Here is a 13,231-nt window from a genome sequence, read left to right as displayed (position 1 = left end):
TGGACCGGCCAGGAAACCGAGCTCGGCACCCTGAAGACTTACACCGAGACCCGTTTCAACTTCGCCAACTCCAATGCCACGACCCCGCTCAACACGGCGCACGGCAGCATCCCCTCGCTGAACTTCGCCTGGATCCAGCTCGGCGGCCTGCGCGTCGGTAAGGACGAATCGGCCTTCAATACGTTCATCGGCTACGCCGGCAACGTCATCCAGGATACGCTGGTTCCGTATGGCGATTTCGACACCAACGTCGTCCAGTACTACTTCGACGCAGGCAACGGCTTCTCGGCGGTCGTCTCGCTCGAAGAAGGCTCGGGCGTGAAGGGCACAATCGACAGCTACGTTCCACATGTCGTCGGCGGCGTGAAGTGGACGCAGGGCTGGGGCGCCATCACCGGCGTCGTCGCCTATGACAGCAACTATGAAGAAGTGGCAGGCAAGGTCCGTTTGGACGTGAATGTCTCCGACGCGCTGTCGCTGTTCATCATGGCCGGCTACGGCACCGACGACAATCTCAACGACCCGACCTATGCGATCCCTGCCGGCGACCGCGGCTTCTACAAGCAGTGGGGCGGCAACTGGGCAGTCTGGGGTGGCGGCACCTACAAGTTCAACGAGAAGACCTCGTTCAACATCCAGGCGTCGACCGACGACGAGAAGAACATCGGTCTGGCGGCAAACGTCGCTTACGACGTCGTTCCCGGCCTCACGGTCACGGCCGAAGTGGACTGGGCGCATTGGGGTCAGGAAGGTATCAACTGGACCGACAGCTCCCCGTTGGCCTTCCAAAAGAAGAACAGCGTCGGCGGTTTCCTCCGCTTCCAGCGCTCCTTCTAAGGGCTGGTACTATACAAGTTAAAATCCAGCCCGGGCGCTTCAATGCCCGGGCTGTTTTGTTTTCGGGACTGGGTGAGGGCAAACGAAGGAAGAGAAGGGGGTACTGGTAGCTGAAGTCCGTGAAAATGGTTTCGTGGGATTCGCCGCTGAGGTGGATGAAATCATTTTGTCGGACAAAAACTCTTGAAAGGACGCTTCCGTGCGGGCAGCTGTGCCTATCCACTTGGGGGTGTGGGCTAAAAAAATGACGAACGAAGCGATTCAAGAGGGGGGGTCCTCTGGTCACTTTGCGGTTTTTTCTTCTCAGAACTCGAACTTTCGATACACATATAACAAGATCAGAGAAGTAAAGTCGTACAGGATCAGGGAGCTTTTTGCAGCTTATCGGGATATACTCTGGGATGATGGGCGGCATAAATACAATGTCAGCTCTTTCATCGGTGAAATAGACGAGATCCTTCTGGGAGAGCGTTTCAGCACCTTTGACCAGAACACCCTGGACAGTCTTATCGGTACCTTGCGCCAGCGCGGGAACAGCAACGCAACCATCAATCGCAAGATGGCTGCACTCAGCAAGCTGCTGCGCAAGGCTCACAAGATGGGAGATATCCACAGCCTGCCCGAGTTCCGCCGCCAGAAGGAGCGGGCGGGGCGGATTCGTTTCCTCGAAAGGGACGAGGAGGCAAGGCTGTTCGCCGCCATCAAGAGCCGCAGCGAGGATGCTTACAGGCTCTTCGTCTTCCTGGTCGACACCGGCTGCCGTCTCGGCGAGGCGCTCGGCCTGATCTGGAACGACATCCAGGAACACCGCGTCTCGTTCTGGATCACCAAGTCGGGTCGCAGCCGCACCATTCCGATGACCGAACGGGTCAAGGAGGTGATCAAGCTGCCGCCGACGACCGAAGGGCGCCGGCCAAAGGGTCCGTTCACCAAGTTCACCCAGGCGCAGTACCGCGCCATCTGGAACGAAGCGAAGGCCGAGGTCGGTCTCGGCGCTGACGAGCAGGTGGTGCCGCATATCCTGCGCCACACTTGCGCCTCGCGCCTCGTCCAGGGCGGCATCGACATACGGCGCGTGCAGATGTGGCTCGGCCACCAGACGTTGTCGATGACCATGCGTTACGCGCATCTCGCCACCAACGACCTCGACGGCTGCGTCGTCGTGCTCGAGAAACCGCGCGCCGATGAGGCGCCGCGCCTGGCGGAGAACTCGGTGTTTGCGTCCCCGTTGACCACGCCGTCACCGGCCAAAGCCGCTCGTAAGGAGAGCGGATCAGAGCCGGCGAAGGCGCGCCGCAAGAGCTGAAGGGCAAATAGACGCGCGCTGGCCCAACGCGAATCTATACTGGGTTGATCCCGCCTGGAGCTGGTTTAGCCTTGGGCTTTACTTTGGCCTGATTTGCTTTCCGCCCGATCAAGGAACGAGGCAATCTCCTGCGGCAGGTTGCCGGTTTCCAGGAAGGGCGCGTGTCCCTGGCCGTCGACGGTGATTGCCTCCATGCCGGGATGACGCTTTCCCATCTCCTGGAGCGTCGCGGCGGACAACAGCTTCGAATTGCCGCCGCGAATGGCGAGCATCGGCACCGCGGCAAGCGCGTCGAACTGCGGCCAGAGATCCGGCAGCGGCTTGCTGAAGTCGGCGCCGGCCAGCGTTTCGACCAGGGTGGGATCGAAATCGGGTACCAGTCCGGCATCCGTGTCGCGGCAGATGGCGCTCACCATCCGTGCCCAGTCGGCGTCGGTAAGCGCCGGAAAGCTGGCGCCGTGCACGCGCCGCTGCGCTTCGACCGCCTCGGCGAACGGCTTCGGCTTCGGCGACCGGTCGAGGTAAGAGCGGATGTGGGCGATGCCCTCGACCTCGACGACAGGGCCGATGTCGTTGAGGACAATAGCCTTCAAAACCGCCGGCTTCAGCGCGCCGAGCACGTGGATGATCAGCCCGCCGCGCGAGGTGCCGATGAAGGCAGCCTCTTCGATGCCCAACTCCGACAGGCCGGCGAGCACATCGCCGGCTTCGACACCGACATTGTAGTGGCCGATGTCGGGATCGTAGTCGGATTGGCCGCGGCCGCGATAATCGAAGGCGACGACTTTGCGCGGTGTCCTCGCGTTGCTCGAAAGGTGGAGCGCGAGCGCATGGAAGTCGCGGGCATTGCGCGTGAGGCCGGGCAGGCAGACGACCGGCCAGCCATCGCTGTTCGCCTCGCCGTAGATCCGGGCATGGAGCTTGAGACCGTCAGGCGCGGCATAGAAGAAGTCGGAAAAACCGTCACTTGCCATCGGGGCGCTGTTCCTCTCTGGGTCGGCAGAGAGCTACAGGCGGGGGCAGAAATGGTCAAATCACTGAGGCGCCTCCTTCTCCCCTTGTGGGAGAAGGTGTCGCCGAAGGCGACGGATGAGGGGTACTCCAGCTTGGCAAGGACGGCGATCCGTCCAACACCCCTCATCCGTCTCGGCGCTACGCGCCGATCCACCTTCTCCCGCAAGGGGAGAGGGGGGCCTTCAACTCCGCCCGTTCACCAGATCGCCCACGATGTCGTATTTGCCTGAAATACGCATCTTGTAGACCTCGTAATTCTCCATCACGCGCTGCACGTAGCTTCTTGTTTCCGTGTAGGGAATCCGCTCGATCCAGTCGACCACGGCATCCACGTCCTTGCCGCGCGGGTCGCCGTATTTCGCCACCCATTGGGCGGCGCGGTTGGGGCCGGCATTGTAGCCGGCGAAGGTCAGCACATAGGAGCCGTTGAAGCGGTCGAGCTGCTCGCCGAGGAAGGCTGAACCAAGCGTCGCGTTGTAGCCGGCATCGGTCGTCAGCCGCGCCTGCGAGAAGGTCATGCCGGCCTTCTTCGCCAGTTGCTTGGCGGTGCCCGGCATCAATTGCAAAAGGCCGCGCGCCCCGGCGCTGGAAATCGCCCCGATGTTGAACTCGCTCTCCTGGCGGGCGATGGCATAGGCGAGCGCCTTGCCGGAGCCGGAGATATTGGCCGAATCGGGGATGACGCCGAGAGGATGCGACAGGGCGCCGACATCGATGCCGCGCGCCGCGGCGATCTTGCCGATCTTGAGCGCCATGAAATGGTTGCCCTGCTTTTCGGCGAGCACCGCCAGCAGCGCCAGTTCACCCGGACTGGTCAGTTGTCCTGCAAGGTCGCGGTAGAGCGTTTCGGCATAGCGGTCGTAGCCCGCCTCCTGCAGTCGCTTGATCGCGCTCACGGCCTCGCGGCCCTCGAAGCTTTGGCGGTCGGCCGCGCTCGGTTTCGGATAGACGATGTTGAGGGCCCTGAGGCCCACGCGCTCGCCTGCGAGCTGGCCGTAGAAGGTCGTGCCGTAAGCGGCCGCGCGGGTGAAGTAATCTTTAGCGTTGCCCGGACTGCCGACTTCCGCGGCGCGGCCAAGCCAGTAATAGGCGCGCGACAGCGATACCGGTCCCTGCGCCGTGTCGGCGATGCGCGAAAAATGCGCGGCCGCGGTCGACGGATCGTTCAGGCCGCGCAGCGCGTACCAGCCGGCATGGAACTCGGCTTCGGCGGCGCTGGCCGGGCTCTCGGCCGCATGCACGGAGACAATTCTGTAGGCAGTCTTCATGTCGCCCTGGTCGACCAGCCCGCGCGAAAGAACACGGCGCTCCACCCACCATGCGTCGGGATCGACAAGCGAATCGCGGTCGGTCGGCGCTTTCATCACGATGGCAGCGGCGTCCGCAAACTTCTGCTGCTTGCGCAGATATTCGGCCTCGGCGAAGAAATAGCCGGCAGAACGTTGCGCCGCAGGTACCGCCTTCAACAATTTGGCCGTGTTCTTGTCGCCCCTGTCGGCGGCTGCCCAGGCGTCTGCCAGTTGTTGCGCTCCGGCTAGGCCGGCGACGCGTAGCGCCGAGTCCGGCTTGTCGGCATAGAACATGCGCTCCATGCGGTAGCGGTGGTCGGTGGCCGGGATCAGCGCGCCGAATTCCTTGATGAAGGCGCTCTCGTCCTTGGCTTCCAGCTTCTCGCTGCGCCAGAAAGGCACCAGCGTGGCGCGCGCCGCCGCGGCATTGCCCAGCGCCACCTGCGAGCGCGCGAGGATCATCACTCCCTCCGGCGTCAGCGGCTGGCTGCGGCCGAAGGCGTTCACCACCACTTGCGGCGGCGGGTTCTCGCGGTAGAGCGCGCGCTCGCTGTTCTTGCGCAGCACTATCGTGCCCGGCCATCCCGGCAGCATCTTGGCGGCATCGGCAATCTCGCCGCTCGGCACCTTGTCGCCGCCATAAAGCGCGATCGCCCAGGCCAGGATGTGCCGGTCGAGCGACGTTGCCGGCAATGAGTCGCGGGCATTGCGCGCGCCGGCAATGTCGTTGGCGCCGAGCGCGTCGAGGCCGCCCTTCAATTGAGCAATGCTGGCCGGAGGCGGGGAAGGCTGCGTCTGGCCTGGCGCCTGAGGTGCTGCAGGCGCCGGGATCGCCACAGCCATGCGCACATCCCCGCTGCCGCCGATCGCCATCCCCGGCATCAGCGCGACGATCACGCTGAAAAGCGCTAAGAGGTGAGGCCCCCTCGTCGGCATTATTCCATCCTAGCACACCACCAGCAGGCTGGGACACTCGAAGCCCCGCGGGGAGCCTAAACTTAGGTCGTGAAAGGCTCGTAAACAAAAGGTTATCGAGGCCGTTCGAAATGCGCTTGCTGGTACTATGGCGATGCTTGCCGCTGAACCGTGTCGAGACTATGGTGCGCGGCTTCGCTTTCGGTTAGAAGGCGCGCAAACAAACCGATCGACGAAACCCGATAGGTTCCCCCGATTAAGTTCCAAAGGAGTTTGGACAATATGCTGAGAGGCTCGCTGACCGCGCTCGTCACACCGTTCGAAAAGAGCGGGCGTTTCGACGAGAAAGCCTTTCGGGCGTTTGTCGAATGGCAGATCGCCGAGGGCACCAAGGGCCTCGTCCCGGTCGGCACCACCGGCGAGTCGCCGACGCTGTCGCATGACGAGCACCGCCATGTCGTCAAGCTCTGCATCGAGGTCGCCAAGGGCAGGGTTCCGGTGGTGGCCGGCGCCGGCTCCAACAACACCGAGGAAGCCGTCGGGCTGGTGCAATATGCCGAAAAGGCAGGCGCCGATGCAGCACTCGTCGTCACGCCTTATTACAACAAGCCGACCCAGCGCGGCCTCTACGAACATTTCGCCGCTGTCGCCAAGGCGACTAGGCTGCCGATCATCATCTACAACATCCCGCCGCGCTCGGTGATCGACATGACGCCGGAGACGATGGGCCGGCTGCGCCATGACTTCAAGAACATCGCCGGCGTCAAGGATGCGACCGGCAAGGTCGAGCGAGTCTCGGAACAGCGCATGACCTGCGGCAAGGATTTCATCCAGCTTTCCGGCGAGGATGCCTCCGCGCTTGGCTTCAACGCGCACGGCGGCGTCGGCTGCATCTCGGTGACCTCGAACGTCGCGCCGCGCCTTTGCGCCGAGTTCCAGGAAGCCACGCTCTCCGGCGACAGCGCCAAGGCGCTCGAGCTGCAGGATCGTCTGTTGCCGCTGCACAAGGCGATCTTTATGGAGCCCGGCGTGTCCGGCGCCAAATACGCGCTGTCGAAGCTGGGCAAGGTCGAGAACGTGGTCCGCTCGCCGCTGGTGACGGTCGAAGCTTCGACCGCCGAGAAGCTCGACGCCGCACTGAAGCATGCCGGCTTGATAAACTAGGGATGAGGCGCCACCTCTCCGCATTATGAATCAAGTCAAGAAAGCCGACCCCAACAACAGGACGGTCGCCGAAAACCGCAAGGCGCGCTTTTCCTACGAGGTGCTCGACACGATCGAGACCGGCCTGGTGCTGACCGGCACCGAGGTCAAGTCGCTGCGTCAGGGCCAGGCCAACATCCAGGAAAGCTACGCCTCGGCCGAAGGCGGCGAGATCTGGCTGATCAATTCCTATTTGCCGGAATATCTCCAGGCCAACCGCTTCAACCATGAGCCGCGCCGGCGTCGCAAGCTGCTCGTCAGCAAGCGCGAGATGGCCAAGCTGTCGCAGAGCGTCGAGCGCGAAGGCATGACGCTGGTGCCGCTGAAAATCTATTTCAACGATCGCGGCCGCGCCAAGCTGCTGCTGGCGATCGCCCGCGGCAAGAAGCTGCACGACAAGCGCGAGGCGGAAAAGCAGCGCGACTGGTCCCGCGAGAAGGGGCGGCTCCTCAAGGAGCGCGGGTAAGACAGCCAGCGATGCCGGGCAGGGAGCTGAGGCTTGAGGAACAGCTTGATTGTCCTGGTCCTGGCTTTCGTCTTTCTGGCGCTTGCCATCTGGGCAGAAGGCTTTTTCCGGCCTCGCGCTTTTCCGCCGGATCGCGGCGAATTTCCCATCAGGGGCATCGACGTCTCGCATCACCAGGGCAGGATCGACTGGCCGCGCGTCGCGGCCGACGATGTCGCCTTCGCCATCATCAAGGCGACGGAGGGTGGCGACCATGTCGATGATGCCTTTGCCGAGAATTTGCGCCAGGCCCGCGCGGCGGGCCTCGCCGTCGGCGCCTATCATTTCTTCACCTTCTGTCGCCCGGGCGCCGATCAGGCCAAGAACTTCATCTCGGTCGTGCCGCGCGGCGAGCAGCTTCTGCCGCCGGTCGTCGACATCGAATTCCACGGCAATTGTCCGCGACGCCCGTCGCCTGCCGAGCTCAACGCGGAACTCCTTGCATTTCTGGGACCGGTCGAGGCGATCTACGGCAAGCCGGCCATCATCTATATCACCGACGAGATGGCGCCGACCTATTCTGCTCATATCGCGGTTCGCCAGCGCTGGCTGCGCTCTCTGCGCGGGCCGCTGAACGACGACGGCTGGGTCTATTGGCAATATCTCGACACGGGCCGTGTCGACGGCATCGATGGCGATGTCGACTTGAATGTGCTGAAGGGCGGACCGGCGAGGCTTACCGAACTGTTTGCCCCGGCGCCTGAATCTAGCTCTTCAGGAACGCCGTGATCGCCTGCACGGGTTTGTTCCAACCGCTAGCCGCTCGCAGCGCCTCACGGCAGGGCGGCCTTGGCCCTGGGTTTGGCGAAAGCTGATAATGCCATGCCGGCTGCCATGATTGCGATGGCAGCAAGCTGGACGCTTGTCGGCGTTTCACCGAGCACCGCTATGCCGACGATGACAGTCACGATCGGCACGCAGGGCATGAACAGCGATGCTGTCTGCGATCCCAACTGCCGGACGATAAAGGTGTAGAGAAACATGGCGGCCGCACCTGCCAGAAATCCTTGGATGACGATCTGGCTGGCGATTTCGGCGGCCGGGGCTGCATGAAGGCCGGTCGGCGCAAATAGGTAGACAAGCGGCAGCGGCAGGCATGACAGAAGCACGACGCTGGCTGTCGCCATCACCGGATCGACGCGCCATCGCCGCACGAGCACGGCGTAGCTGGCAAACATCGCACCCGATCCGATGAACAGGAGATCGCCGAAGAATACGTTCCTCACGCCGATGCCTGCCTGTTCTGGCGAAATGAACAGCATCAGGCCGGCAATGATCACGACGACGCCGACGGTTCGTTGACGTGAGGCTTTGTCGGTGGTCGCGATTTTTGACTGCAAGAACGAGAAGGAGACAATCGACGCTGGACAGAGCGCCGCGCCATGCGCGGCAGGCGCATAGGTCAGGCCCCAATTGATGATGATCGGATATGGCAATCCGGCCAGTGTCGCAAGCGCCAGGGCGCGCTTCCAACCCAACACCTGCATCGCTGCCGTGCCGCTTCGACAGGCGATCGGCAGCAAGACCATGCCGGCGCCGACGAAACGCAGGGCTGCCAGATCGGTTGACGTCAGATGTTCCCTGAGACTGAAGCGGGCGGCAACAAATTGCACGGCGTAGATGCCGATCATGGCCAAGCCCGCGATAATCGCCAGCCTCGTATTGTGGTCCCGTGCCATCTTCGTACCTGCCCGTCGGTCTTGGTGAAGCACAGGCTATTGCTGAAAAATCCGCGATAAAATACGCTACTTTCGTAAGATTTACGTGAGATTCACCAATGAAAGGCATTTCCGGCGTGAATCCTGAAGAAGGCGATCTCGACAATATCGACCGCAGCCTCCTTCGGCTGCTGCAGGAGGACGGGCGGCGCACGACTCTCGATCTCGCTGCCCGAGTCGGCCTCTCGCCAACCGGCGCCAGTCAGCGAGTGAAGCGTCTGTTTCGTGAGGGCTTCATCACCGCGGTCAGGGCCGTGCTCGATCCGCGAAAGATCGGCCGCGGCACTCTTGTGTTCATCGAGGTGCGGCTCGATCACACGGCACCTCATATTTTCGATCGCTTCGCCGAGGCCGTGAGCAGGGCGCCCGAGGTTCTGGAATGCCATATGGTCGTCGGCGGCTTCGACTATCTGGTGAAGGCTCGTATTTCGGAAATGGGCGCCTATCAGGATTTTCTGAAGCGGGTCATCCTGCCGCTGCCGGGCGTAAAGGAGACGCACACCTATGCCTCAATCGGCGATGTGAAACCCGACGCGCTGTTGCCGGTATGAAACCCGGCCGGCTGTCTCGTCAGCCTTGCAGGAACGCCGCGATCTCCTTGAAGACGTTGACGAACATGTCTTCCGTCAGCACCCCGGTGTTGGTGTTGTAGCGCGAGCAGTGATAGCTGGAAAACAGCGTGATGCCGCCGGCCTCCTGGCGTCCGCCGTGGCGGAACGGAAGAGCGGCGACGCGTCCCCCCAGCGCCCGCACCGTCGACTGATGCGCGATCGAGCCCAGCGTCAGGATGGCGCGCAAATTGGGGAAGCGCGCGATCGTCGGCTTGAGGAAGGTGCGGCAGGTGGCGATCTCGGCGCCTATCGGCTTGTTCTCCGGCGGCACGCAGCGCACGGCATTGGTGATCGCGGTGCCGATGAGTTCCAGCCCGTCATCCGGGCTCGCCTTGAATTCGCCGCGCGCCAGGCCTTGCGCGATCAGCGTGCCATAGAGCAGGTCGCCGGCATAGTCGCCGGTGAAGGGACGCCCGGTGCGATTGGCGCCGCGCAGCCCAGGCGCCAGCCCGACAATGAGCAGCTTGACCGAAGCCTCGCCCTCCGGCGGCAGGAAGGTCGGCACCGGCGCGTTGAACCAGTCTGGCTCGCGCTGGCGCCAGCCGGCGATGAAGTCATGCAGCCGCGGGCAGAGCGGACAGTCACGGCTGGGTTCAGGGGAGGGCGCGGCGCTCAAGGCCGCCGCTCTCAATAATCGTCCTCGTCGGCTTCAGCCGGCTCGGGCCGGCGGACCGGCCGCTCCGATGGATCGCGGCCGACCTCGTTCTTCAGCGTCATCAGGTCGATGAAATGGTCGGCCTGGCGGCGCAGGTCGTCGGAGATCATCGGTGGCTGCGAGGCCATGGTCGAGATGATCGAGACCTTGCGGCCGCGGCGCTGCAGCGCCTCGACCAGCGTGCGGAAATCGCCGTCGCCGGAGAAGATGACATAGTGGTCGACGACATCGGCAAGCTCCAGCGCATCGACGGTCAGCTCGATGTCCATGTTGCCCTTGATCTTGCGGCGGCCGGTCGAGTCGGTGAATTCCTTGGCGGGCTTGGTCACCACCTTGAAGCCGTTATAGTCCAGCCAGTCGATCAGCGGCCGGATCGAGGAGTATTCCTGATCCTCGACCAACGCCGTGTAGTAGTAGGCCCTGAGCAGGTAGCCGCGCTTCTGGAAGCTCGACAGAAGCTTGCGGTAGTCGATGTCGAAGCCCAGCGCCCGCGATGTGGCGTAGAGATTGGCGCCGTCGATGAAAAGAGCGATCTTTTCACGGGGATCGAACATTGAAAAACATCCCTTTCGAAAATTTCTGGCGGTCTAAATGCACATGACGGTCAGGCCCGATAATGATCCCTCTTTGCCGTCCCATTCGAGATAACGCCAGATTTATGGATATCCAAGGGCGCGGACGCGGATTGCAAGCAATTGTGATCGGCACTATGTCGAACGGCAGGGCAGTTGTTGAGCCGGGCAAGCGATCGTGCTTTGGTCGCTGCCGCCATAAAGCTTGTGTTTCGGCGGCGTCCGGGTTATGGAGCCCGCCAGTTTTCCATCAAATCCACGCATGAAAGGGGCAGTCCATGGCCCGCGTAACCGTTGAAGATTGTATCGACAAGGTCGATAACCGTTTCGAGCTCGTGCTGCTCGCCGGCCACCGTGCCCGCCAGATCAGCCAGGGCGCGCAGATCACTGTTCCTCGCGACAATGACAAGAATCCCGTCATTGCGCTGCGCGAGATCGCCGAGGAGACGCTGTCGCCCGACGACCTCAAGGAGGACCTGATCCACTCGCTGCAGAAGCATGTCGAGGTCGACGAGCCGGAAGCCGATGGCGAGGCGATCGCCGATCAGACCGGCGCCGCCACCGCCGCCGCCGACACCGACGATGCCGAAGAGAACATCGCCTTCGACCGCATGAGCGAGGAAGACCTGCTCGCCGGCATCGAGGGTCTGGTACCCCCGGAAAAGAGCGACGACTACTAAGGCAACCGGAACCGGCCTGGATCAAGCATCCGGCACTTCCGTATCGTCGGTTTCGTGGCTATCTATGGGATGCGTCGCACCTCGGTGCGGCGCATCAATCATTTCCGCACCGCGAGATTCCGCCCATGATGCGTCAGTATGAGCTTGTCGAGCGCGTGCAGCGCTACAAGCCTGACGTCAACGAGGCGCTGCTCAACAAGGCCTATGTCTACGCCATGCAGAAGCATGGCCACCAGAAGCGCGCCTCGGGCGATCCCTATTTCTCGCACCCGCTGGAAGTCGCCGCCATCCTCACCGAGATGCATATGGACGAGGCGACCATCGCGGTTGCCCTTTTGCACGACACGATCGAGGACACGACCGCGACCCGGGCCGAGATCGATGAATTGTTCGGCCCCGAAATGGGCAAACTGGTCGAGGGCCTGACCAAGCTGAAGAAGCTCGACCTCGTCTCCAAGAAGGCCGAGCAGGCGGAGAACCTGCGCAAGCTGCTGCTGGCGATCTCCGAGGATATCCGCGTTCTCCTGGTCAAGCTCGCTGACCGCCTGCACAATATGCGCACGCTCGACCATATGCCCGAGTCCAAGCGCCTGCGCATTGCCGAGGAGACGATGGACATCTATGCGCCGCTCGCAGGGCGCATGGGCATGCAAGGCATGCGCGAAGAGCTGGAAGAGATCGCCTTCCACTACATCAATCCGGAGGCCTATCGCGCCGTCACCGCGCGGCTGGCTGAAATCTTCGAGCGCAACAAAGGCGTGCTGGACGAGATCGAGAAGGCGCTGTCGGGCCTGTTCGAAAAGCATGCGATCAAAGCCAGCGTCAAAAGCCGGCAGAAGAAGCCGTGGTCGGTATTCCGCAAGATGGAGGCCAAGGCGCTTTCCTTCGAGCAACTGTCCGACATCTTCGGCTTCCGTGTCGTGGTAGACACGGTCGAGGACTGCTACCGCGCGCTCGGCGCCATCCACACCACCTGGTCGATGGTGCCCGGCCGCTTCAAGGACTACATCTCGACGCCAAAGCAGAACGACTACCGTTCCATCCACACCACCATCGTCGGTCCGTCGCGCCAGCGCGTCGAATTGCAGATACGCACCCGCGAGATGAACAAGATCGCCGAATACGGCGTCGCCGCGCACTCGATCTACAAGGATACCGGCGGAAAGACGAATGGAGCCGCGCACGCGATCTCCAAGGAGACCAACGCCTATGCCTGGCTGCGCCGCACCATCGAGCAATTGGCCGAAGGCGACAACCCCGAGGATTTCCTGGAAAACACCAAGCTGGAGCTGTTCCAGGACCAGGTGTTCTGCTTCACGCCCAAGGGCATGCTGATCGCGCTGCCGCGCGGCGCCACCCCAATCGACTTTGCGTACGCCGTACACACCGATGTCGGCGACACCTGCGTAGGCGCCAAGGTCAACGGCCGCATCATGCCGCTGATGACGGAATTGAAGAACGGCGACGAGGTCGAGATCATCCGCTCCAAGGCGCAGGTGCCGCCGGCCGCCTGGGAATCGGTCGTCGTCACCGGTAAGGCGCGCGCCGCCATCCGCCGCGCCACCAAGAACGCCATCCGCAAGCAATATTCCGGGCTCGGCGCCCGCATCCTCGAACGCGCCTTCGAGCGCGCCGGCAAGAACTTCACCAAGGAAAGCCTGAAGCCGGTGCTGCACCGGCTGGCGCGCAAGGACATCGAGGACGTGCTGGCCTCCGTCGGGCGTGGCGAGCTTGCATCGACCGACGTCATGAAGGCGGTTTTCCCCGACTACAAGGACGAGCGCGTCACGGTCGCGGCGCCCAAGCAGCGCGAGGAGGGCTGGTCGAAGATCCGCAACGCCGCCGGCATGCTCTTCCAGATGCCGGGCCGCGCCGCGCGCAAGGGCAAGGACCAGCAGCGCGACGGCGCGGTGCCCATCCGCGGCG

At 62.9% G+C, this 13,231-nt stretch carries 13 protein-coding genes; 8 read left to right on the top strand and 5 right to left on the bottom strand.

Annotated features, from left to right (window positions below; all coding sequences use genetic code 11):
• Together DH10_RS24590 and DH10_RS24585 are read left to right on the top strand one after the other, a co-directional pair.
• Nucleotides 1–837 (top strand): porin (locus DH10_RS24590; RefSeq protein WP_192385447.1); only part of this gene is annotated, 837 nt, incomplete at its 5' end.
• A gap of 244 nt (nucleotides 838–1,081) precedes the next feature.
• On the top strand, nucleotides 1,082–2,143 hold the full coding sequence (locus tag DH10_RS24585; RefSeq protein WP_192244531.1) for a tyrosine-type recombinase/integrase: 1,062 nt from the start codon (nucleotides 1,082–1,084) through the stop codon (nucleotides 2,141–2,143).
• Nucleotides 2,144–2,208: 65 nt separating this feature from the next.
• Here the strand turns inward: DH10_RS24585 and DH10_RS24580 are convergent, their stop codons facing one another.
• Both DH10_RS24580 and DH10_RS24575 read right to left on the bottom strand, forming a co-directional pair.
• Entirely contained in the window at nucleotides 2,209–3,117 is a 909-nt protein-coding gene (locus DH10_RS24580) for an alpha/beta fold hydrolase (protein ID WP_192244523.1), read from the bottom strand.
• A 222-nt stretch (nucleotides 3,118–3,339) separates the two neighbouring features.
• Complete coding sequence (locus tag DH10_RS24575; protein ID WP_192244521.1) at nucleotides 3,340–5,382, bottom strand: lytic transglycosylase domain-containing protein; 2,043 nt, start codon at nucleotides 5,380–5,382, stop codon at nucleotides 3,340–3,342.
• A gap of 261 nt (nucleotides 5,383–5,643) precedes the next feature.
• Between DH10_RS24575 and dapA the strand changes: the two genes are divergently transcribed.
• The 3 genes from dapA to DH10_RS24560 are packed head-to-tail and all read left to right on the top strand — an operon-like array spanning nucleotide 5,644 to nucleotide 7,798.
• On the top strand, nucleotides 5,644–6,525 hold the full coding sequence (gene dapA, locus DH10_RS24570; RefSeq protein WP_192244519.1) for a 4-hydroxy-tetrahydrodipicolinate synthase: 882 nt from the start codon (nucleotides 5,644–5,646) through the stop codon (nucleotides 6,523–6,525).
• 25 nt (nucleotides 6,526–6,550) lie between these two features.
• A complete protein-coding gene (smpB, locus tag DH10_RS24565) occupies nucleotides 6,551–7,030 on the top strand; it encodes an SsrA-binding protein SmpB (protein ID WP_192244517.1) in 480 nt (159 codons plus the stop codon).
• Nucleotides 7,031–7,063: 33 nt separating this feature from the next.
• The gene (locus DH10_RS24560) at nucleotides 7,064–7,798 is read left to right on the top strand and encodes a glycoside hydrolase family 25 protein (RefSeq protein WP_192244515.1); all 735 of its coding nucleotides are present in this window, start codon (nucleotides 7,064–7,066) and stop codon (nucleotides 7,796–7,798) included.
• Nucleotides 7,799–7,842: 44 nt separating this feature from the next.
• On the opposite strand, the gene DH10_RS24555 is transcribed toward DH10_RS24560, so the two are convergent.
• Nucleotides 7,843–8,748 (bottom strand): DMT family transporter, encoded by a 906-nt coding sequence (locus tag DH10_RS24555; protein ID WP_192244513.1) that lies wholly within the window; start codon nucleotides 8,746–8,748, stop codon nucleotides 7,843–7,845.
• 98 nt (nucleotides 8,749–8,846) lie between these two features.
• Here DH10_RS24555 and DH10_RS24550 point away from each other — a divergent pair, with 98 nt between their 5' ends.
• Nucleotides 8,847–9,338 carry an Lrp/AsnC family transcriptional regulator gene (locus DH10_RS24550; protein ID WP_192244511.1) on the top strand — a complete coding sequence of 164 codons (492 nt, stop codon included), beginning with the start codon at nucleotides 8,847–8,849 and terminating at the stop codon, nucleotides 9,336–9,338.
• A gap of 19 nt (nucleotides 9,339–9,357) precedes the next feature.
• On the opposite strand, the gene DH10_RS24545 is transcribed toward DH10_RS24550, so the two are convergent.
• A complete protein-coding gene (locus DH10_RS24545; RefSeq protein ID WP_192385446.1) occupies nucleotides 9,358–10,029 on the bottom strand; it encodes a uracil-DNA glycosylase in 672 nt (223 codons plus the stop codon).
• A complete protein-coding gene (locus tag DH10_RS24540; RefSeq protein WP_066997475.1) occupies nucleotides 10,026–10,607 on the bottom strand; it encodes a LabA-like NYN domain-containing protein in 582 nt (193 codons plus the stop codon). The genes DH10_RS24545 and DH10_RS24540 overlap by 4 nt, the downstream gene beginning before the upstream one ends.
• A 296-nt stretch (nucleotides 10,608–10,903) precedes the next feature.
• Between DH10_RS24540 and rpoZ the strand changes: the two genes are divergently transcribed.
• The gene (gene rpoZ / locus DH10_RS24535) at nucleotides 10,904–11,305 is read left to right on the top strand and encodes a DNA-directed RNA polymerase subunit omega (RefSeq protein WP_040972027.1); all 402 of its coding nucleotides are present in this window, start codon (nucleotides 10,904–10,906) and stop codon (nucleotides 11,303–11,305) included.
• 125 nt (nucleotides 11,306–11,430) lie between these two features.
• Nucleotides 11,431–13,231, top strand: a 1,801-nt coding sequence (locus DH10_RS24530) for a RelA/SpoT family protein (protein ID WP_246811637.1), incomplete at its 3' end; no start/stop codon positions are given.

The organism is Mesorhizobium silamurunense (assembly GCF_014843825.1).
Taxonomy (GTDB): domain Bacteria; phylum Pseudomonadota; class Alphaproteobacteria; order Rhizobiales; family Rhizobiaceae; genus Mesorhizobium; species Mesorhizobium silamurunense.
This window is presented reverse-complemented; position numbering and strand designations above follow the sequence as displayed.

Excerpts from the sequence above, each read along its gene's own strand:
- DH10_RS24585 (WP_192244531.1), top strand. The coding sequence starts at position 1,082 with ATGACGAACGAAGCGATTCAAGAGGGGGGGTCCTCTGGTCACTTTGCG.
- DH10_RS24555 (WP_192244513.1), bottom strand. The coding sequence starts at position 8,748 with ATGGCACGGGACCACAATACGAGGCTGGCGATTATCGCGGGCTTGGCC.
- rpoZ (WP_040972027.1), top strand. The coding sequence starts at position 10,904 with ATGGCCCGCGTAACCGTTGAAGATTGTATCGACAAGGTCGATAACCGT.
- DH10_RS24550 (WP_192244511.1), top strand. The coding sequence starts at position 8,847 with ATGAAAGGCATTTCCGGCGTGAATCCTGAAGAAGGCGATCTCGACAAT.
- dapA (WP_192244519.1), top strand. The coding sequence starts at position 5,644 with ATGCTGAGAGGCTCGCTGACCGCGCTCGTCACACCGTTCGAAAAGAGC.
- DH10_RS24540 (WP_066997475.1), bottom strand. The coding sequence starts at position 10,607 with ATGTTCGATCCCCGTGAAAAGATCGCTCTTTTCATCGACGGCGCCAAT.
- DH10_RS24580 (WP_192244523.1), bottom strand. The coding sequence starts at position 3,117 with ATGGCAAGTGACGGTTTTTCCGACTTCTTCTATGCCGCGCCTGACGGT.
- smpB (WP_192244517.1), top strand. The coding sequence starts at position 6,551 with ATGAATCAAGTCAAGAAAGCCGACCCCAACAACAGGACGGTCGCCGAA.
- DH10_RS24575 (WP_192244521.1), bottom strand. The coding sequence starts at position 5,382 with ATGCCGACGAGGGGGCCTCACCTCTTAGCGCTTTTCAGCGTGATCGTC.